The sequence below is a fragment of the Nocardia sp. CA-135953 genome (assembly GCF_050955735.1).
GTDB lineage: Bacteria > Actinomycetota > Actinomycetes > Mycobacteriales > Mycobacteriaceae > Nocardia.
Map to the genome: position 1 here is coordinate 1,940,834 of NZ_CP192082.1, position 19,376 is coordinate 1,960,209.

Genomic DNA, 19,376 nt, shown 5'->3' on the forward strand with positions numbered 1-19,376 from the left:
TTATGATGCGTCGAGCTACGAACGACATTGCGTCCCATTGCAACTGGAAGGCCAGCACATGAGCACCCTGCAATTAACGCTGGGTATCATCTCCGCTCTGATTGGTGTCCCCGCGTGGGCCGGGTTTGTCTTGGCGATCCGCAAGATGGTGCGCACCATCCAGCTCGGGCAGCCGGCCCCGACCGGTTCCGGCCGTTCCTGCCCAGATTCGCCACCATGGTCAAGGAATTCGCCGCGCATACCCGCATGGCGAAGTTCCGGACCGTAGGCTGGGCGCACTGGCTCGTCATGGTCGGCTTCCTGATCGGATTCGTCACCGTCTTCCAGGCCCAGGGGCAGATCTTCAGCCCCACCTTCACGTGGCCGTGGGTCGGTGACACCCTCGCCTATCATCTCCTCGACGAGCTGCTAGGCCTGGGCACCATCGTGGGTGGGCTGACGCTGATCATCATTCGGCAGCTCAACCACCCTCGGGTGCCCGAGCGGCTGTCTCGCTTCGGCGGCTCCAACTTCGCAGCGGCCTACTTCGTCGAGACCGTCGTGCTCGTAGAGGGCATCAGCATGATCGGTGTGAAGGCGCTGGTAGTGGCGTACACCGGCGTGCGCCATGCCGCCAGCGACTTCGTCAGCATGCATATCGCCGAGCTGCTGCCCGCGAGTGCGGAAGCGGTGTCGGTCTTCGCGTTCTTCAAGCTGATGGCGGCACTGGTGTGGGTCGTCGTGGTCAGCCGCAATGTCGATTGGGGTGTCGCGTGGCACCGATTCGCGGCGTTCTTCAATATCTATTTCAAGCGTGAAGACGACGGTGGCGTCGCGCTCGGCGCGGCCAAGCCGCTGACCGTCGCGGGCCAGCCGGTCGACCTGGAGGCAGTGGAAAACCTCGGCGAGGACGCCGTTTTCGGTGCGGGCAAGTTCGAGGACTTCTCCTGGAAGGGCATCCTCGACTTCACCACCTGCACCGAATGCGGTCGCTGCCAGTCGCAGTGCCCGGCATGGAATACCGGTAAGCCGCTCTCGCCCAAGCTGCTGATCATGTCGCTGCGCGACCACGGTGTCGCCAAGGCGCCGTACCTGCTGGCCGGTGGCCGCAAGGACATGAGCGGCGACGAGACCGGCCTGGTCGACGCCGACGGCAACCCGAACGAGGCCGCGCTGGCGCGCATTTCCGACGCCGCGAAGGCCGAGGCGGAGCGTCCGCTGGTCGGCGGCGAGGACGTCAACGGCATCATCGACCCCGAGGTGCTGTGGTCCTGCACCACCTGTGGCGCGTGTGTGGAGCAGTGCCCGGTCGATATCGAGCATGTCGACCACATCATCGACATGCGCCGCTACCAGGTGCTGATCGAATCGGACTTCCCGTCCGAGCTGGCCGGCCTGTTCAAGAACCTGGAGAACAAGGGCAACCCGTGGGGCCAGAACGCCAAGGACCGGCTCAACTGGATTAACGAGATGGACTTCCAGATCCCGGTCTACGGGAAGGATGCCGACTCGTTCGACGGCTATGAATACCTGTTCTGGGTCGGCTGCGCGGGCGCCTACGAGGACCGCGCCAAGAAGACCACCAAGGCGGTCACCGAACTGCTGGCCACCGCGGGCGTGAAGTTCATGGTGCTCGGCCAGGGCGAGACCTGCACCGGCGACTCGGCCCGCCGCGCGGGCAATGAATTCCTGTTCCAGCAGTTGGCGCAGCAGAACATCGAGACACTGAACGAGGTGTTCGACGGCGTCGAACAGAGCAAGAAGAAGATCGTCGTCACCTGTGCGCACTGCTTCAACGCGCTCAACAACGAGTACCCGCAGGTCGGCGGCACCTACGAGGTCATGCACCACACCCAGCTGCTGAACCGTCTCGTGCGCCAGAAGGCGCTGATCCCGGTGGCCTCGGTGACCAAGAACATCACCTACCACGACCCCTGCTACCTGGGCAGGCATAACAAGGTCTACAACGCGCCGCGTGAACTGATGGCCGCCTCCGGCTCCAACCTCGTCGAAATGCCGCGCCACGGCGAACGGTCCATGTGCTGTGGCGCAGGCGGCGCGCGCATGTGGATGGAAGAGCAGTTGGGCAAGCGCATCAACATCGACCGGGTCGACGAAGCGCTGGCCACCATCGACTCCTCCCCTGGCGCAGGCACCAAGATCGCCACCGGTTGCCCGTTCTGCCGCGTCATGCTCTCCGACGGTGTCACCGCCCGCCAGGACGGCATCGACGCCGCCGATCGTGTCGAGGTCGTCGACGTCGCCCAGCTCATGCTGGACGCGATCGACCGAGTCGAACCGAAGACGCTGAGCGAGAACCTGGTCGTCATCCAGGAGCCCAAGGAGAAGAAGGCCGAAAAGCCCGCCAAGGAAGAAAAGGAACCCGCCGCCGAAGCTCCGGCCACTGCGGCCAAGGCTTCGACTGGCGGCGGCCTGGCCATGAAGGGCGGCAAGGCGCCCAGTGGCGGCTTGGCCATGAGGGGCGGCACGAAGGCTCCCGGCGGCAAGGGCCTGGCCACGAACGGCGGTCTGAAGGCTCCCGGCGCGAAGGCCGCCCCGTCCGAAAGTGCCGCGCCGGCAGAGTCTTCCACCGAAACCCCGGCTGCCGAGGCCCTTCCTGCCCCGACCGCCAAGCCCGGTGGGCTCGCTATGAAGAGGGGTCTCAAGGCCCCAGGCGGCAAGCCCGGCGGCCTGGCCATGAAGGGCGCCGCCAAGGTTCCCGGCGCGAAGGCCGCTCCCGATGAAACCGCAGCTGCGGCAGAGTCTTCCGCCGAAGCCCCCGCAACCGGAGCCGCCGTCACACCGACCGTCTCGGAGGGCAGTGGCGGGGCGGAGGGCAATGGTTTCGCTATGCCGCCCGCGGCTAAGCAGGGTGGGCTCGGCTTCAAGTCGGGTACGAAGGCGCCTGGGCGGAAGAAATAAGCTGCGTCCGGAAATGGCAGGCAGTCCAACGTGATCGGCGAGGGCGGCGCTACTGAAGGGTGGCGCCGCCCGAACGCTTTCGGTGCGAGGGTCAGGCGAACCGCTTCGCGATCGCCGTCGCGATCTCATCAGGTGCCTGCTCCTGGATGAACTGCTGTGCGCGTGGCGGCTCGACGACCCCCAAGATCGGTGAATATTGTGCACATTCGCGAGATGTGGGCCCTGCCGCGGTACACCATGTCTCGCATTCCCCACACCAGCAGGGTCGGCTTGTCGCGGAGTCTGGCGGGTACGTCGCGGGAGAGCTGTTCCAGCAGCGGGCGGGCGTCACGAATCTGTTTGGCGATCACGCCGAGTCCCGTGCGGGCCGCGGCGTCGGGTTGCACCAGGCGATAGTGATCGGCTTCGGCCGTCCTGAGCTTGCGCTCCAGCTCGCCGAGTAGGACGCGTTCGACGAGGAAGTTCTGTTCGAGGACCTGCCGCTGCATCAGGGGAGTGCGGATGAGTCTGCTGAAAATCCGATGACCATGATGGCGACGCGTAACTTGGGCCGTCCGGCTCGGGCCAGATCCAGTGCGACGAGATGCTCAGCGAGCGCGCCGTCCTGCTCGGCGGCGGTGAGTCCTTCGAAAGCGGACCCGACCACGAGGACCGGCTGCTTTCGTATCCGCGCGTAAAGGCCGGCCAAGCACGGCCGGGGCACGGTGCCCGCCTCGATCCGCGGCGACTGTATCCCGAGTTTCGCGGCGAGTTCGGCGCTACGGGCGCTGATCCGATCCAAATCCACATGACACACCATTGACCACGGAAGTGAAACGCGCGAGTTCACCAATACGCAGCAGGGCTGCCATGATCGTCCCGTACTCGGTATGTCGGTGCGTGTACGTGGCTGAGATGATCTCGCCGGGTTGACCTTTGGCCGCGACAGTTCGAGCCGTGCCTCGAGTTTGAACGGAAGCCACTACTTCATCGGCGATGGCGACCGGCCGGCTCCATCCCGGCTGAACCGGGTTCAGCGCCGGAAACACCTTCAGATCCACTGTCCCGCACCCAGGCTCGGACTCAACCTGCCGCCGCCACCGCCCGCCACGCCTTTCTGGCACGTGAGCGGGCCCGCGGAGCGGCGTATTCGATTCGCCGCCGCGCGTCGGAGGCACTGATTCGCAGCAGATCACTCAATAGCTCCGCTGTGTCCCGGTAGCCGGTGTCGGCGGCGAGACCACGGCGCTCGGCCTCGGCGACGGCCGCGACCATGGCCGCACCCAATCGACGCTGGCGGCGTTCGGTTTCGACGAGGGTGCGCAGCAAGTCGACATCGGCCAGTTCCGACCATCTTCGTGCCGGAGCATCCGGTGCCAATGCAGTCGAGTGTATGTTCACCCGAACTAGCCTACCTCATTCTCGAACATTTGTTCGATAATCGATTTGGCCGGGCATGCCATGTTCGGGCAGCACCCCGACGGAGTATTGATCGCCGGGCCGGATGCTCGGGCTGTTGGCGCGGACCGTGCCGAGGTTCGGCCGAATCCGACCCTCCGCTTCGCCGATCGAAGAATGCACATCGGGAAACGTTGCCAGCCAACCCATTTCGGGTAGCCAGTGCAGTAGTCGGCAGTTCCGCACATTCCGCGCGGATGTCAACGGCCCGAGATTGCCTCGGGCCGTTGATCTTCGGACTGTCGCATCTGGCTGCCGGTAGGGGTGCCGACAGCGTTGTCGATTAGCTGGAATATGTCGTTACTTGATCGAGTTGGCCAGCTGGTCGGCGTAGGGGGTGGTGAATTTTCCGACGATGGGTAGCTCTGCGCGGGCACCGCCGGTGTTGTTCGCCTGGAGCATGGCCATGATCCAGACGACGACTGCGAAGACCGCGACTGCGAGTCCGGCGAGGCTGAAGATGATCCCCAGGGTTCCCAGGAGTGAGGCGAGGATGCTAAGGACGATATTGAGTATCGAGATCGCTCCGAAGAAGACGATCGATTGCGAGGCATGGAATTTCACGTCGGGATCGTTCTTTCCCACGAATAGGAAGATGATTCCGGTGAGCCATCCCAGTGCGTAGGACAGGATGGCGCTGGTCTTTTTGTCCAAGCCGGTGGGCTGTGGTTGGTTCGTGGGAGGTTGAGAAGATGTCATGGGGTAAGTAGATACCGCGCGCGCCCCCTATCCCAACTTTAAGCACGAACTCACAGGTCGCGGGCCAGCCGGCGACTAGGATCCCGGACGTGTTCTCGCGACGAGATGACTGCCGACGCGCTCGAAACGCCTGGGCGATGGTTCATTACACAATCGAGCACCGAAAGCCACAGAACAGCCGAGTTGGTCTCCGAGCGCGGACCGCGCCAACGGCCAGCAAGCTCGCCTGCGATCGCACGCTACAGCGCCGCGACTCGCTCCTACGCCATGTAATCGGCTATTACCGCGTGTTCGCGGGAGCCGATTATCGAGTGGTAGGTGCACGAATCGGTCTTCTGGGGTTGACCTCCGCCACAGCATCGGTGTGACTGGATTCGACGTCCGGGCTGCTTGTCGATGGTGGCGGATCTGCTCCCCGACGAGCTGGCCGGTCGCCGATGAAATCGGTCGCCCCGCGGCGTCGATACCAGTGATCCAACGGAGAGGAGAGCGCGATGTACGAGTCCGCCAACGAATCGGCACGCAAGCGCCTGGAGGTCTTTGTCGGGGAATGGACGATGGTGGCCGGACCTGCCGACGGGCCACCGTGGCCCGGCGCGGGCCGCGTCACCTTCGAATGGCTCACGGGCACACCGCTGTTGGTTCAGCGCTGGCATATCGACCTGCCCGAGGCTCCTGACGGTGTCGCAGTCATCGGTTGCGATGGCATGAGTGACACCTTCTATCAGCTCTACACTGACGACCGCGACGTACAGCGCATCTACGAGATGACTCTGACCGAGGGCATCTGGACGCTGCGGCGTGACGGCGATCCCTTCGCCCAGCGGTTCACCGGCAGGTTCTTCGAGGACGGGAGCACGATTCTGGGGCGCTGGGAGCTGGCCGAGGACGGAAAGAACTGGAAGACGGACTTCGACCTGACCTACACGAAGGTCGCCTAGCACATGGGAGCGCGCATCTGTGCGCGGCAGTTCCACACCACTGGAATCGGCGCCGGTTGGCGCAGCGGTGCGGTCGAGAGCGAAACTTGTCGGATGCGCGGTGCCTGATGTGATGGACTGCGAAATATTCTCTCCGGCAACGCTTTTCGGAAATTCTCGCTGATGCTGTGACCGTTGGATTGTGTAGGTTGGTCGCACGCGAACCGAGGTATGCAGGGCTGTCGTGTTGGGCCGGGTGGCGTGGCCGGCACGGCCTGGCTGATCGGGTTGCTGCACGGTCTGCGCCGCGCAGGCGTCGATCTCGCTGAGGTCGACACGATCGTCGGTACATCGGCTGGTGCCATCGCGGTGGTCGCGCTGACTTCCGGGCGGGATCTCGGCGATCTGGCTACCCGTGCGGCGCAGCCGGAGTCCGGGGCCGATCCGCAGGCGATGGCGTTGGCGCGGGCCGCGCGCGATGAGCCGGAGGACACGCGCCGGGACGAAGTGCGCAGGCAGATCGGCCGCCTCGCGGTGGCCGCTGCTGGTCCGGCATCCCTGCACGTCGACCGGATACCCGGCGAGCAGATCAGCGAAGGAGTGGCCGGGCACGAAGAACCGGGCACGAAGAACTGGGCACCGAGCGCATCACCAACGGACAAACCCTCGAGGTTGTGATACGCGGAATCGGAAACGATGCGCGGATTCGGAAACCAACGGCATACGGCGTCCAATGATGCCAATTGCGGTCAGCCACCGCAACACTCGGCCGGAGCGAACGGTGCATCGGTCCAATCAGGAGGGAGTGCGTCGAGGTACGAGCGGTAGGTGCCGAAGGGCAGAGTTGCGTCGTAGACCAAGTCGCCGGTTGGGGTGAATTCGGATATGTGGGCAGCTATGCCCCAGCAGACCAGGGGTGCTGCCGGGCAGCGCTTCGGCGTTGCCCATGGCGAAGGAGACCAGGCCATCCGGGTGTCCTTGGTTACGAACCAGGGTGGCGCGGTTCGCGGCCAGGTCGATGTCGATCCATTCGACGCTCGAGTGACCATGGGATTCCTGGCCATTGGAGTTGTTGTCGAACAGCCGCAAGGTGGTGGACCTTCGAATGCATCGGTGACGAATAGACGATCGGACGGTATGGCAATCGTCACACCCCTGCCAATTTTAGATTTTTCGCCAACCCCCTTGCGCCTGAAGGTATTTCATGGCCTATATCGGGTTTCGGTTCATTTTCTGGAACTTGTTGTTCGGCCTATTTCCACTGGTGGGATTCATGGCCCATACGAGCTGATCACACGTCGCATGAGCTGTGATCGGCATAACCGCGCGCACACCGTCATTCAGTTGATCGGTGGTCGCGGCTTTTCGATCAACCTTCGGCTGCCCATGAGTTCACGAATCGCATGCGTTTATATTTCGATGTGGACACGATACCGAGGACTTTCGCACGGGCTCGCCGCGCCGTGCACACACTCGTACCGGCTCGAAGATCCAGTAATCACCTTTCATGCTTGGACACCTGTATAGGTTTGCTGACTCGAAAGGAACTGCGATATGAGCGTTTTGGGCACCCCACTCAAAAAGATCGTCGCCACCAGTGCGATTATCGGCGGGGCTGGAATGGCATACATCGGCCAAGCGTCCGCCGCTACCGATCAGGAATGGGACAGCCTCGCCGCCTGTGAGTCGGGCGGTAATTGGAGTATCAACACTGGCAACGGGTTTCAGGGTGGTCTGCAGTTCTCGCCGGGCACATGGGCCGCATATGGCGGTCCCGCGTATGCGCAGACTGCCGACAAAGCCACCCGTGAACAGCAGATTGCCGTCGCCGAGCAGGTACTCGCCGCTCAGGGCTGGGGGCCGTGGGGAGGATGTTCGGCAGCGCTCGGCCTCCGATGAGGCAGCAGAGCTGCCCGGCGGGTGCGACCGAGCCATGCGGCAGTCCCTCGTGCTCGACCGTCGAGGTCACGGCCGGGAGCGGTTTTCGCGGCGGACAGCAGCGGCGGCTGCCGCACGGCTGACCGGCCGAAAGGACTCCGTCCACCACGACGCTGACCAGCTTTTCGAGAAGGTCCGGCGTTATCGGCTGACCCGTCAGGATCACCCGCACCGGAGGCCTTGCCGAATTCACTTGGCAATCCCGTGATTTCCCCCTCCCGGCCGACTGCACTGGCCGATCCCGCTTCAGCTTTTGTCAAATATATTGGGAGACAAAGGCTGTCGACAGTATGACTGATGCGCGGATCGCTTGAAGTGGGCGGGGAATGTCCGGGCCATAACTGGCCGACAGCGACCGGATCGAGGGGAAACTCGGCTAGCGCTGTTCTGGGGTATCGGTGCTCGGCGCGGCGGGATATTCGATCTGCTCGCGGAGGATGTCGCCGTGGCCGGCATGTCGAGCGAAGTCCTCGATCGCGAGCAGATAGATGAATCGGAGGCTGACGTCGCCGGCGCGGGGGTGTGTCTTGATGTCGTCGAGGTCGAATTCGGCGGCGATCACGCGGGAACGTTCGCCGGCGCGCTCGAATTCGGCGATCACCTCGGCGAGGGTTTCGTTGTCGTCGACGACGAAACTGGCGTCACCCGGGGTCGTGCCGCCGTCGCACTCGTTCTCGGGCAGGCCCGCCAGGACGTGCTGGAACCAAATCCGTTCGGCGACTGCGGCGTGCTTGACCAAACCGATCGGGGTGGTCATCGACGCGACCAGGCGGCGGCGTGCGTCTTGTTCGGACAGTCCGCGCACCGTGTTGACCAATTCGGCTCGGTTGCGGTCGAGCATGCTCTCGAGCAAACGGCGTTCAGCGCCGGTGGTGATTCGCGGTATCGACCATGCCATTGTCGGCTCGATTCTGTTGGTTCGGGTTGGATCTGCCTGTCGTACTTGTGGTTTCGTTCTTCGCCGCCTCCTTCAGCGTGTGCCGATGACGTTCTGCAGGGAGGTGGCAGGTCGGAGTCGAGGATGCCGCGGTGCGGAGTCGCTGGATTTCGTGCTGGGCAGCGATGCTGCCGGGGCCGGGTCCGGAATGGTTGTCGTCCTCGAGTCGCAAGATCCGCGCGTCGCGGGAGTCGAGGATGTCGTCGGCCTGTTGCATCACGTGCAGGTTGCTCGAATTCTATCCTGAGGGTGGACGCACGCGGCAGCTGCGGGTGATCACCGACGCACTGAGTCCGTTGCGCGTCCTCGAGGCCCTGCGCGGGCTCGACGTACCTCGCGGAACCGTCACAGTCATGTCCTCCGAGCACGGCAGCATCTCGGTCCACACATCCGAAGCGGGTGATCTTGGTAGGTCGCTGTCGGGGGCCTCGCGTCGGTCTCATTCATGGCGGACGAGCCGGCGTCGACAAGGAGCTGGGGGCGTGCGCAATCTCGTCGCGCAGCGGACCGGCCCGTTGCACAACTGCGGTGGAATCGGCGCCGACCAGCAGTGATGTGTCGGCACCCAGGGCGGGAGATGTTGCCCCAGGGGTGAAAACGATCGCCACCTATGGTGGCTATTCGGGACGAGCGCCGACGTCGAGGATTCTTGTCAAGGCTGCTACCAACGAAGCGGCAGACCTCATCCATCGCGCCGATACACGAACCAGCTGCCCAGGAGTTCACGAATGCCGTCCATCTTTGTCGCGGATGTTCGCGACCGAGCCGATGCCTACCGCGCTGCACCTTTCGCCGCGAGGTGGGCCGCGAACTGGTCGCGGAGGCGATGAACTTCCGTGCACTCGACTCCGACGCACGGGCGGTGGGGGGCTGGCAACCGTGCCGCCCGGAGGCCGATCGGGCGGTGCCGTTGCCGCCCGGACGCGAGTTCCTGCGGGCGTGCTTCGCTCGCCCGTACGCCGGATCGATCGTGGTGCCTGCCGCGAGCCGCACGCTACGCCCAGCGTGCAGCGAACCGAATCCTCCAGGCAAGGCTGTGGCACGAGACGGTGCCCCCATCAGCAGTGCGGCACCAGCACTCGCAGGATGTCCCGGCGCGAGAGCCTGTCGATACCCGAGCAGTCGTAGCACGCCGGCCAACACCGTCGGACTACAATGTGAAGGGGCATAGATCGTGTGGCAGTTGGGTCGCACTCTCGCCGAAGGGACCGCGGCCGCGTCGTCCAGTAGGCAAGTCGACAATGTTCAAGCGCCGATTCTCGATTCTGACCAACCCGCGCAGGCTACCCGCAACGCAGGCAAGGCAGTCGTGACCAACCTGCGGCCGCCACTGATGCCAGGGTCGACGTTCGGGAAATATCACCTGCGGCGGCTGATCGGTTCCGGCGGGATGGGCCGAGTATTCGAGGCACTCGACACCACCAAGGGCCGGGTGGTCGCGGTGAAGGTGCTGCCCGAACAGCTCGCCGACGACCCGGTCTATCGGGCCAGGTTCCGGCGCGAATCCCACATCGCCGCGCTGCTGCAGGAACCCCATGTCATCCCGATCCACGACTACGGCGAGATCGACGGGCTGCTCTACATCGACATGCGACTCGTGCAAGGCGAAAGCCTCCGCAACGTGTTGAAAACCCGCGGTCCGCTGCCGCCTGAGCAAGCTGTCTCGGTGATCAGCCAGATCGCAGCCGGACTCGACGCCGCACACCACGACGGCCTGGTCCATCGTGACATCAAGCCGGACAACATTCTGCTCACCCATGACGGGTTCGCCTACCTGGCCGACTTCGGCCTGGCCAACACGAACACCGATGAACGCCTGACCCAGACCGGATCGGCGATCGGCTCGTTCAACTACATGGCACCCGAACGGTTCCGAACCGGCCCGGCCACCCCGGCTGTCGACGTGTATGCCCTGGCGTGCGTGTTGCACGAATGCCTGACCGGCACCCGCCCTTACTCGACCGACGGCGGCGACGCCGCCGTCATGCGGGCCCACATGATCGAACTGCCACCCCGAACGAGCAGCTACGCACCGGGAATCCCGGTCGCGATCGACGCTGTCGTCGCGCGCGGCATGGCGAAGTCGGCCGATGAACGCTACGCCAGCGCCGGCGAACTGGCCGCCGCCGCCCACGCCGCACTTGCACCGTCTGCCGGCGACGCCGAAGACCATAGTCCCCTCGCCGTATTCGAATACGATCCCACCGTGGCGGCGCATCCCACACCCCGGGCGACCTCCACACCCGAGGCGAGAGCCGTCCCGTCGCCCAGGCGCCGGCAACGCCGCCTCTGGATCGCCGCTGCCACGGCCGTCGCGGCCCTCGTGGCCGCCGGAGCCTGGCCGCTGCTCCACAACAAGCCCGCACCGCCGACCTCGGAGACGGCGAAATCCGAATTCTTCACCGACGACGACATCACCCTGCTGAAGAACGTGCAAGACCCGTACAACCGCGGCGTCTGTCGTCACCAGCCCCCACAGGCGATTCTGGGGGAGACAGCCTATCTCACCTGCACCGAGATTCCCGAAATCCGCACACCCAGAGCGCAGCTCCATTTGTTTCCCAACGCCGAGGCGCTGGGCAAGGCCTATCACATCGTAGCGCTACAGGGAGCTTTACAGACCAGCAACTGTCCGGACGATCCGCCCGGCCGCGACGGCCCCGCGACGAGAGACGGCAGGCAGGTCGGGCGGACGGCTTGCTTCACGGATCCCACGACGACACCACCGACCTCGGGGGTGATCCAAACCGACGACGCGGCCCTGAGCATGGCGGTTTTCTCCTTCCCCGAGTCGGTGGGCGGTAGCGCCCAGTTGTACTGGGCGCTGCACGACATCGGAGACGGGAATTCGCAATTCCTGACTACTCCGAGGGACCCGGACGACTACACTCCGGCCGACCGGAATCTGCTCGACAATCTGCCCAAGGCCTACGACCGACGATACTGTCGACACGAGTCACCCGTCAGCGATGCGACCGCCGCCATTCTGTGCTTCGGCATCGAGTCCGGTCCGCCGACAGCAAGGTTCTTCCAATTTCCCACCTATCCGATAGCCACCCAGTTTTTCGACGGTGTCATGAGGAAGTCCGGCGGGCGGGCGTGCGACGGTGCGACGGGTTCCGAGCAGCCGTCGAATCGAAATGGCACGACCATCAGCCGGTTCACCTGTATCACCGCTCCCGTGCCGACGCTCGTTGCGTTGGATCAGAGCAGCGGCATCGCCATCCGACTCTCATCCGTCGGTCCCGATTCCCCCTCGAACCGTCCCAAGACCGAACAGGCGTTGTTCGATTGGTTCAAAAAGAACCTGCTGTAGACGCCGAAGCCTCCGCCGCGTCGGCAAACCAGCGTCGACCATAGGTCGATAACTCGCGTCGTGCGGAGTGACCAGGTCGACTGGTTTCCGATGCCGATGCCGATGCCGATGCCGATGCCGATGCCGATGCCGATGCCGATGCCGATGCCGATGCCGATGCCGATGCGACACGCGATGGGGTCAGTCCGGGCGGGCCGCTGTCCGTTGCGAATCTCACCAGCACCGGCTGAGGCAGGGTTTGTGGCTCCGGAGGACCACCCCGCCTCCCCGTAGGAACTGAGTCAGCAGTCGAAGCGAGGGCACTTGAGCATCGGCGGACGCCCGTCGCCGTGGTTATGCGAGGCGGCATCGAACGACGACGTGGAGGCCGCTGGTGGCACCGGTTGCGACAGCGACCCCGACATCCCCAAGACGCTGGGGCCGAGCAGCAGCAGTCCACCGGTAAGCGTCATCGACAACAGGATGCGGCGAGAAGACAGAAACTGAACAGCAAGAGCCATCTGCATCACTTCCCTGGGCGCGGTATCGATCACGTCGTGTACAGGTCAATCCTCGTCCGTGAACGGATCGTGCGACACCCACCCCAGGGGTGAAAACCGCACCCTCCCTGACTGGCGCGCCGATCGGAATTCGGTCAACCGGGCCACACCTGCTGTGACCGATTCGGTGGTCACGCCGAACCGGTCCGGGGGCCACGTATTCCCGGCTGAAGACCACAGCCACCAACTCGGCGACACGTCGCCGCGGAGCTGGTGGCTGTGCATCAGAACTCGATCATGTATTCGGGCTAGCCGACAGCTGGTGCGAGGTCACCGCCGATTCGCGCTTCCGACAGAAAATCTGAGAGCGAGACGGACAGGCGGGCGCTGATTTCGGTCAACCCGGACATCAACGCCTGTGCTGGTTCGGTGCCGGTCGTTTGGATGATGATCGGGGCGGGCTGTAGGCCCTCGATCCGTAGTCGACAAAAGTAGTCCGCGTCAGGTTTCGAAAAAGGCTGCGGCGCATCGACCGTCACAAGTATCGAGCGGCCGCTTCGCTGAATCCTCCTGATTACCAAAGCCTTTCCAAATCCGACAGTCATAGCGGGATTGTATGGCCTCGGGTGTATCCAGCCGAATACTGCGGGCGTGTCCGAGAACCAGGCGCGTCCTCACCGATGACCGCACGCCGACATTCGCTAACCCTGGTAGGGGTGGTTGGTGAACTGGACGGCACCAGTCGTCCCGTCATCCCATGACCGTTCCGCGCTGATGAGATCAGCCGAGGCTGAAAGGTTGGCCCCACAGGGTTTCGGAGTCGTCCATGACGTTGTCGTGCACGGTGACCGTTGTATAGGCGCGTGCTTCGGCGGCTCCTGCGCAACCTTCTATGGACAGTGTGTGGTCAACGTACTGGGTGATGCCCGATGTCCCCGTGAAGGTGTAGTCCTCGATTTCCTTGGTGGCTACCTTGCCGGGCTTCAACTGAACGCTGAGGGAGGGGTCGGCATAGGGCGAGATTCCTGAGTCACCTGCGGTGCCACCCGCATATCCGCCCGCGGTGACACCGCCGCCGCCCCCGCCGTCGCCATTGTTGCCACCGTTGTCGGCACCCGCTGGCGCGTCGGTTTTCGGCTGGGGCGGCGGCGTATCGCCGCTGCCGTCCGCGTGTGTGCCACTGCCGAGATCGACTTGGCAGCCAACGAGGTAACCGGTCTCGATCCGACCGCCGCTGACGGTTATATCGGCGGGCACGGTGATGTGCACCGACGTCGCGCCGGAAACCCACGCGTTGCGGGAAAGTGGGCTCGCGGCCATCGATCCGGAGATCGTCGCGTGTTCACCGCTGCGGTCGACCGCGACGACAAGACCATCACGAGTGGTGAACTGATCGTGACCATCGGGCAGGGGCATCGAGGTATCGGCTTGTGCCGCACCGGATGTCACCAGTACGAGGAGCAGGAAGGCGCACGCCGATGTCGCGGAGCCCAGTGAACGGCGCATCGCGCTGTTCCTCTCGTTCGATCGCATCACGCCGCTCATCCGACGCTGAACGGGTCGCCGTACAAGGTCACTTCGACCGACCCCTGGTCGTTGGTCACTGTCAGGGCGCTGAACGCGCGCGCCTGCGCATATCCGCCGCACCCACTCAGCTGGATGCCGCGATTGTGGTATGCGATGCCGACGGCACCCGCCGCGGGATCGAGCTTCTTGGTGCCGAACTTCACCACCGCGACGCCGCCGGGCACCAGTTTGATACTCGGCGTCAGTTCCGGCGACAGCGAGCCGGGCGACATGTAGACATCACCGCCGAGTGACAGCCCGCCGGACAGATCTACCTGGCACCCGATCAGATAGCCGGTCTCCAGACTGCCCGCCGTCGCGCCCGGAGCCGTGGCGTACGCGGTCGCCGACAGCTGCGCCGTGCGTGACATGCCGTTGGCGGCGAGGGACTGGGAGATGATCGCGGTCTCACCAGTCCTGGTCAGATCCACCGCAATCCCCGTCGCCGTCGTCAAGGCCTGCTCGCCGTCGGGCAGCGGCACCACCGTATCCGCATGCGCGAACCCACCTGCGAGCATCAGCACCGCCAACCCGACGCTGATACCGGCCGACCACCGGCCGACGCCATCGATCACCCTCATCGAACCCATCCTCAACTGCCGTCAGCTACGGGAGAACCTCGCATGCAAACCTGAGCGCCGGCTGGGAATCAGCAGTGTGGTTGCTGTCGAATCCCGTCACGCTGGGCGGATGAAGCGCGTGCGCTCATAGCTGGCTCCTGAATTGCTCACATTTTCGACAGAGGTTGGGCCGCAACGATTCTCGCGCCGAGGCGGCAAGGATCGCGCCCGACGGATCCAGAGACCGGAGGAAACGTATGGGAGTAAGTCGAAGCTGGTCACGGCGGCTGCGGCGGGCGTAGTGGTGTGCACTGGGTGTCGCAGCCGGTGTCGCGAGCGCTGATCAGCCGCCAGGGGCCGGCAGCGGGACAGCAGTGTCCGCCGACTGCTCTGCTGCGTTCGGTGGAATGCCCGATCACCGTCGTGCGCGATGAATGACTGCCTGCGCAATCCTCAGGACCTGCACACCAGGACAGGGCCAGCCGAAAGTGAACTCCGAACGTCCCTTGGTCTCCTGCCTTTCGCTGCGCTCGGCCTTGATGGTGAGTACGCCGTCGCGGACGGTGATGGTGACGTCTTTGTCGCCGCCGGCGATCACCAGGGTGCGCTGCCCGTGGACCCGCAGGGCCCGCCGCCCGGATGCGCCGCGCTCGGACAGTGATCTGCAGCCCTATGTCCGCAAGGGCATCGGGCATTTTCATGCGGGCGTGCCCGCGTCATCACAACTATGGTGTGGGAGTGCGGATTCGACGGTGGCGGCGCGTGTACCTGGGCGCCGAATACGCGGCACTGTTCTTCGGCGGAACTACCGTGTACAACGCGGTATTACGAGGTAGACCGCCGATTCCCGCGCTGCTCGCATTGGCGGTCGGCGTAACCGGTTATTTGCGGCGTTCTTCGGACTTCGACCGTGCGGTGCTCTGGCGCCCGGAGGCGATTCACAAGCAAGCGCGCTCCATGAGTGTGCTGGCAGGTTCGAACGCGCTGGCGCTCACCACGGCGGTCGCGGTGCTGCGGCGGGAAAATCTGTTCGAGTTGCCGCGCCGAAATCCCTGGCTGTGGCTGGCAGTCATGGTGCTGTATCCGGTGCTCAGTGTGTACCCGCAGGAGCTGATCTTCCGTTCGTTCCTGTTCCACCGGTACGCGCCGGTCTTCGGCGACGGCGTCGGGTTGGTGGCCGCCAGCGCGATCGCATTCGGTTATGTGCACATCATCTTCGGCAGTTGGCTCTCGGTCGTGCTGAGCGGTGTCGGCGGCTGGATTTTCGCCACGCGCTATTTGCGGACGCAATCGCTGTTCACCGCGTCCGTCGAGCATTCGGTCTACGGAATGCTCATCTTCACAGTCGGTTTGGGGCAGTACTTCTATCACGGTGCCGCCCCGGCGGCACGCATTCAGCGTTCAGGCGCGTCGGCGTAGGGCCTCGATAACGGTGCGCGCCGCATTGGGCGGGGTGCGCTGGGCGCGTGAGGCGATGGCGAGCTTCCACGGAATCGTCTCGGCCGCTGCGGAATACAGGTTGCTCGGATGGCGACCGGCCTCGCCATGAGTGCGACGCCGAAATCGTTGGCGGCCAACTCCAGTGCGAAAATTTTGGTCCGCCACCGAGGAGCGCTCCTCTGAGGTGCCCTGCCTCGATCTTCGCGCTCATCCGGACCACCCGGTGCTGCGACAGCGGATGGCGCTGGGTTTCCTTGGCATGGCGAACTTTTCGCTGGTGTGACCTCGATCGTCTTCCTGCTCGCAGGTACGCATTCCAGTCCGTACCACTACTCGGAGTCCACCATCGGGCTTGTTCGGTCTGACGGGGGTGATTGGTAGGCCGATTGGCCGATCGCGGGATTTCGGCGTGAGGTCACCACAGCGGTCTGGTGACGGTGCTTTCGAGCGTGGCGCTGTTGGCGTGGAGTTGGCACAATGTGGTGGCCTTGATTGCCGGGCTGCTGTCTTCGACCTGGGTGTCCAGGACATCCAGGTGTCGAATCAGAGCGCGAGCCATGCCCTCGATCCGGCGGCCCGCAGCAGGCTGATCACGGCGTTTCCGACGCGCCGCTAGGTGGTCGCGACCAGGAACTGCTCCGCGGTCGGCGGCCGCAGACCGTCTGTTCTGTCGGCGAAGTAGCGCTGGGTCAGGGCGGTTGTCGAAATGTGTTGTGCCGAAGCGAAACCCGCTGCCTCGGCCAGCGCGATCAGTTCATCGGGACTGAACAGGCTGAGGAATGGAACTCCGCTTGCTCGCGCGGCATTCTCGACGGCCTGCCGTATCGCGCGTTCCTCCGCGTCCAGCAGGTCCAGTGGCAGTTGGAAGGTCATGGCCAAGGTGGAGCCGGATGCGAGGGTCGAGATCCGCTGCAGTGTCTGGACATTCGCTTCGCGCGTGAGGTACATGGAGACACCGGTTTCGGCGACCACCGCGGGATGCGACGGGTCGAATCCCGCGGAAATGAGCCGGTCCCACCAGGATTCGGCCTCGAAATCGACCGGGACAAGTCGTAGCCACTGCGGAATTCCGTAGCCGAGTTCGTCCAAGCGCTGCCGCTTCCATGCCTGCGGGCCGGGCTGATCTACCTCGAATACGATTAGATCGGAAGCGATTTCGGGACGGCGCTGCGCGAACGTGTCGAGTCCGGCACCCAGGATGACGTACTGATCGACGCCGCGTGCCGCCTGCTCGACTACCAGATCCTCGACGAAACGGGCGCGCGCCACGACGCACGCGCGAGAGAGACTGGTCGTTTCGGGGTTCATATCCCCTCGGGCGCGCCAACCGGCGTCGGGGTCGATCAGCCGCAGCCCGATCTCGTCTTCGAGCACATGTGGCGCCGGATCGATCTCGACGTGCAAGGCGCGCCACAGCGCGACGCGCTCCGCCGTGCTCTCGGGTCCGACGACCTGTTGCATTTCAGCCGACCTTTCCGACCTGCAGACTCCAGACTCGGCCGTCCGGATCACGCACCGTCATTTCCTTTGTCCCGTAATGGGTTTCCTCGAATGGCGTGACCACCTCCACGTCATTGCTCGGCCGGAACGCATCCGGTTCGGTCACCGTCAGCACGAGCTGTGTCTGTGGGGTCTGACTGCGCGGGATCTCGGCGATGAATACATACGGACCATCGCCATTGCGGAACAGTCCGGAGTTGTGGTCGGTGGTGAATTCTGGTTCGAAACCGAGCGCCTGAAAGAACCGCGCCGCCTTGCCCCAGTTGTGCGTCTCGACGAAAACGCCTTCGATGCCCTGCGTCGTCATATCGTCTCTCCTTCTTGTGCTCGCGGTTGCTGATCGTGGGTGTCGTCGAGATATCCGCGCAGTGCCTCCGCGACCAATGCCGACAGCGACATGCCGGACTCGATCGCCCGGAACTTGACCTGCTTGATCAACCCCACCGGCAAATACACGTTGAACTGCTTCACATCCTCGTCGCCCACATCCCGATGCTAGCATCCTAGGAAGCTAGGAACAAGATCATCATGTGCTGGTGGCGGCAAACGTCGAGAGGCGTGCGCAGCCGATGCATGGTGATCTTGATCAGATACCGGAATGTGGGGGCACTCGGCGGGCTGCGGGGCGGCGCGATAACTTGAGCAGGTGATCGAGAGTTCGGTATCCACGACGGCGGGGGCATGGCGGGCAGGTGACGGCGTCCCGGTGACGTTGCGGGAGGCGACGGTGGCATGGGCCTTTGCGGCACATGCGGAGCTGTCCCAGATCGCCACGGGGTACGGGAACTTCATCACTGTCGATGAGTTGGCCGAGCGGGTGCAGGAGGCGTCCGGGGTGCAGACGGGTGCGCCGACGCGGATGTGGATGGAGGCGATCCTGCGCAAGGTCGCGCGTCGTTGTCACAACGCGGGCGAACCGCCGCTGACCTCGCTATGCGTGCAGGCGAACCACACCGTCGGCGACACCTACAAGTACGTGCTGGAACTCGCCGGACTGCCGATTCCGAAGGACCTCGAGTTGCACGCCTCATACGCCCGCTGGCAGTGCTACGAGCAGCACGGCGCCGCGATGCCCGCCGAGCTGACCGCCGCGCCGCTGACACCCAAGGTGGCGGGTCGCCGCTCGGCGAACATCACCACCACGCAGGCGGCCGAGCCCGAGCCTGCCCGCGCGGCGGTGTGCGACCAGTGCTTCATCCAACTGCCTGCCAGCGGTACCTGCCAATACTGCGGATAGCGAGGCGTCAGGGCGCAACGGACTTTCCGGACGCTCAGTGCGCCATCCATATTCGCGTGATATCGGCAGTAGAAGGGGGTGCGAGCCGACTTCGTCGGGAGCGGTGAACATGATGGTCTGGCCCGGGCCGATCTCGTGATCGAAGAGGCCGGGGCGTTTGCTTGTGATGCTGTGTTCGACCGAATCGAGATTGACCACCGTGATGGGGGCGTGCGGGTGTAGTTCTGATGGTCGATGGTGATGGTGACGGCGGGCATCGGGGCAATGCCAGATGACGTGGGCGGGGCGATTTCCCCCGACGTGCCGCACGCCGCCCACGCGAAGGTGAGTAGACCGATCGCGAGCCCGAGCAGGGTTGCACGACCACCGAACTCGCACACCGACTTGGTGTTTCACCCGCGACGGCCAGTGAACACGCGTCGATACTGCGTGCGGCCGGGCTCGTC

General features: G+C 64.3%; 20 protein-coding genes and 4 pseudogenes. 9 read left to right on the forward strand and 15 right to left on the reverse strand.

Features of this window, described 5'->3' with window-relative positions:
- Positions 1-58: 58 nt before the first annotated feature.
- Positions 59-2,901 (forward strand): annotated as a pseudogene (locus ACQPXH_RS08940) (heterodisulfide reductase-related iron-sulfur binding cluster).
- A 128-nt stretch (positions 2,902-3,029) separates the two neighbouring features.
- Here the strand turns inward: ACQPXH_RS08940 and ACQPXH_RS08945 are convergent.
- From ACQPXH_RS08945 to ACQPXH_RS08965, 5 genes are all read right to left on the reverse strand, one after another.
- The gene (locus tag ACQPXH_RS08945; RefSeq protein ID WP_433601809.1) at positions 3,030-3,389 is read right to left on the reverse strand and encodes a hypothetical protein; all 360 of its coding nucleotides are present in this window, start codon (positions 3,387-3,389) and stop codon (positions 3,030-3,032) included.
- On the reverse strand, positions 3,389-3,688 hold the full coding sequence (locus ACQPXH_RS08950; RefSeq protein WP_433601810.1) for a hypothetical protein: 300 nt from the start codon (positions 3,686-3,688) through the stop codon (positions 3,389-3,391). The genes ACQPXH_RS08945 and ACQPXH_RS08950 overlap by 1 nt, the downstream gene beginning before the upstream one ends.
- Entirely contained in the window at positions 3,660-3,941 is a 282-nt protein-coding gene (locus tag ACQPXH_RS08955; protein ID WP_433601811.1) for a hypothetical protein, read from the reverse strand. Before ACQPXH_RS08955 ends, ACQPXH_RS08950 begins: the two co-directional genes overlap by 29 nt.
- Positions 3,942-3,963: 22 nt before the next feature.
- Positions 3,964-4,281, reverse strand: coding sequence for a DUF222 domain-containing protein (locus tag ACQPXH_RS08960; RefSeq protein WP_433601812.1), 318 nt, complete (start codon positions 4,279-4,281; stop codon positions 3,964-3,966).
- A gap of 357 nt (positions 4,282-4,638) precedes the next feature.
- Positions 4,639-4,992 carry a DUF4870 domain-containing protein gene (locus tag ACQPXH_RS08965; protein ID WP_433601813.1) on the reverse strand — a complete coding sequence of 118 codons (354 nt, stop codon included), beginning with the start codon at positions 4,990-4,992 and terminating at the stop codon, positions 4,639-4,641.
- 539 nt (positions 4,993-5,531) lie between these two features.
- Here ACQPXH_RS08965 and ACQPXH_RS08970 point away from each other — a divergent pair.
- The 4 genes and pseudogenes from ACQPXH_RS08970 to ACQPXH_RS08985 form a co-directional block, all read left to right on the forward strand.
- Positions 5,532-5,978: a hypothetical protein gene (locus tag ACQPXH_RS08970; RefSeq protein WP_433601814.1), complete on the forward strand. Its 447-nt coding sequence runs from the start codon at positions 5,532-5,534 to the stop codon at positions 5,976-5,978.
- A gap of 240 nt (positions 5,979-6,218) precedes the next feature.
- Positions 6,219-6,635 (forward strand): hypothetical protein, encoded by a 417-nt coding sequence (locus ACQPXH_RS08975; RefSeq protein WP_433601815.1) that lies wholly within the window; start codon positions 6,219-6,221, stop codon positions 6,633-6,635.
- Between the two features lie 219 nt (positions 6,636-6,854).
- Positions 6,855-7,484, forward strand: coding sequence for a hypothetical protein (locus tag ACQPXH_RS08980; RefSeq protein ID WP_433601816.1), 630 nt, complete (start codon positions 6,855-6,857; stop codon positions 7,482-7,484).
- 27 nt (positions 7,485-7,511) lie between these two features.
- A pseudogene (locus tag ACQPXH_RS08985) lies at positions 7,512-7,850 on the forward strand (transglycosylase family protein); the annotation flags it as partial.
- A 421-nt stretch (positions 7,851-8,271) separates the two neighbouring features.
- Here the strand turns inward: ACQPXH_RS08985 and ACQPXH_RS08990 are convergent.
- Positions 8,272-8,793: a DinB family protein gene (locus ACQPXH_RS08990; protein WP_433601817.1), complete on the reverse strand. Its 522-nt coding sequence runs from the start codon at positions 8,791-8,793 to the stop codon at positions 8,272-8,274.
- Between the two features lie 1,348 nt (positions 8,794-10,141).
- Here ACQPXH_RS08990 and ACQPXH_RS08995 point away from each other — a divergent pair.
- Positions 10,142-12,148, forward strand: a complete 2,007-nt coding sequence (locus tag ACQPXH_RS08995) for a serine/threonine-protein kinase (RefSeq protein ID WP_433601818.1) — start codon at positions 10,142-10,144, stop codon at positions 12,146-12,148.
- A 281-nt stretch (positions 12,149-12,429) separates the two neighbouring features.
- Here the strand turns inward: ACQPXH_RS08995 and ACQPXH_RS09000 are convergent, their stop codons facing one another.
- The 5 genes and pseudogenes from ACQPXH_RS09000 to ACQPXH_RS09020 form a co-directional block, all read right to left on the reverse strand.
- Positions 12,430-12,681: a hypothetical protein gene (locus tag ACQPXH_RS09000; protein WP_433601819.1), complete on the reverse strand. Its 252-nt coding sequence runs from the start codon at positions 12,679-12,681 to the stop codon at positions 12,430-12,432.
- Between the two features lie 254 nt (positions 12,682-12,935).
- Positions 12,936-13,232, reverse strand: a complete 297-nt coding sequence (locus tag ACQPXH_RS09005; protein WP_433601820.1) for a hypothetical protein — start codon at positions 13,230-13,232, stop codon at positions 12,936-12,938.
- Between the two features lie 175 nt (positions 13,233-13,407).
- Positions 13,408-14,133, reverse strand: a complete 726-nt coding sequence (locus tag ACQPXH_RS09010; protein ID WP_433601821.1) for an MspA family porin — start codon at positions 14,131-14,133, stop codon at positions 13,408-13,410.
- Positions 14,134-14,168: 35 nt separating this feature from the next.
- Positions 14,169-14,774: an MspA family porin gene (locus ACQPXH_RS09015; protein WP_433601822.1), complete on the reverse strand. Its 606-nt coding sequence runs from the start codon at positions 14,772-14,774 to the stop codon at positions 14,169-14,171.
- Positions 14,775-15,234: 460 nt separating this feature from the next.
- A pseudogene (locus ACQPXH_RS09020) lies at positions 15,235-15,333 on the reverse strand (Hsp20/alpha crystallin family protein); the annotation flags it as partial.
- Between the two features lie 158 nt (positions 15,334-15,491).
- Between ACQPXH_RS09020 and ACQPXH_RS09025 the strand changes: the two are divergent.
- Positions 15,492-16,172 (forward strand): CPBP family intramembrane glutamic endopeptidase, encoded by a 681-nt coding sequence (locus tag ACQPXH_RS09025; protein WP_433601823.1) that lies wholly within the window; start codon positions 15,492-15,494, stop codon positions 16,170-16,172.
- 436 nt (positions 16,173-16,608) lie between these two features.
- Here ACQPXH_RS09025 and ACQPXH_RS09030 read toward each other — a convergent pair whose 3' ends face one another.
- Genes ACQPXH_RS09030 through ACQPXH_RS09045 form a run of 4 tightly spaced genes read right to left on the reverse strand, consistent with a single transcriptional unit; the run spans position 16,609 to position 18,179 of the window.
- Positions 16,609-16,752, reverse strand: a complete 144-nt coding sequence (locus ACQPXH_RS09030; RefSeq protein ID WP_433601824.1) for a hypothetical protein — start codon at positions 16,750-16,752, stop codon at positions 16,609-16,611.
- A gap of 53 nt (positions 16,753-16,805) precedes the next feature.
- Positions 16,806-17,654, reverse strand: coding sequence for a class I SAM-dependent methyltransferase (locus ACQPXH_RS09035; RefSeq protein ID WP_433601825.1), 849 nt, complete (start codon positions 17,652-17,654; stop codon positions 16,806-16,808).
- Between the two features lies 1 nt (position 17,655).
- Positions 17,656-18,000, reverse strand: a complete 345-nt coding sequence (locus tag ACQPXH_RS09040) for a VOC family protein (protein ID WP_433601826.1) — start codon at positions 17,998-18,000, stop codon at positions 17,656-17,658.
- A complete protein-coding gene (locus ACQPXH_RS09045; protein ID WP_063046458.1) occupies positions 17,997-18,179 on the reverse strand; it encodes a ribbon-helix-helix protein, CopG family in 183 nt (60 codons plus the stop codon). Before ACQPXH_RS09045 ends, ACQPXH_RS09040 begins: the two co-directional genes overlap by 4 nt.
- A 160-nt stretch (positions 18,180-18,339) precedes the next feature.
- Between ACQPXH_RS09045 and ACQPXH_RS09050 the strand changes: the two genes are divergently transcribed.
- Together ACQPXH_RS09050 and ACQPXH_RS09055 are read left to right on the forward strand one after the other, a co-directional pair.
- Positions 18,340-18,930 carry a hypothetical protein gene (locus ACQPXH_RS09050; RefSeq protein WP_433601827.1) on the forward strand — a complete coding sequence of 197 codons (591 nt, stop codon included), beginning with the start codon at positions 18,340-18,342 and terminating at the stop codon, positions 18,928-18,930.
- A 362-nt stretch (positions 18,931-19,292) separates the two neighbouring features.
- Positions 19,293-19,370 (forward strand): annotated as a pseudogene (locus ACQPXH_RS09055) (hypothetical protein); the annotation flags it as partial.
- Positions 19,371-19,376: the final 6 nt, after the last annotated feature.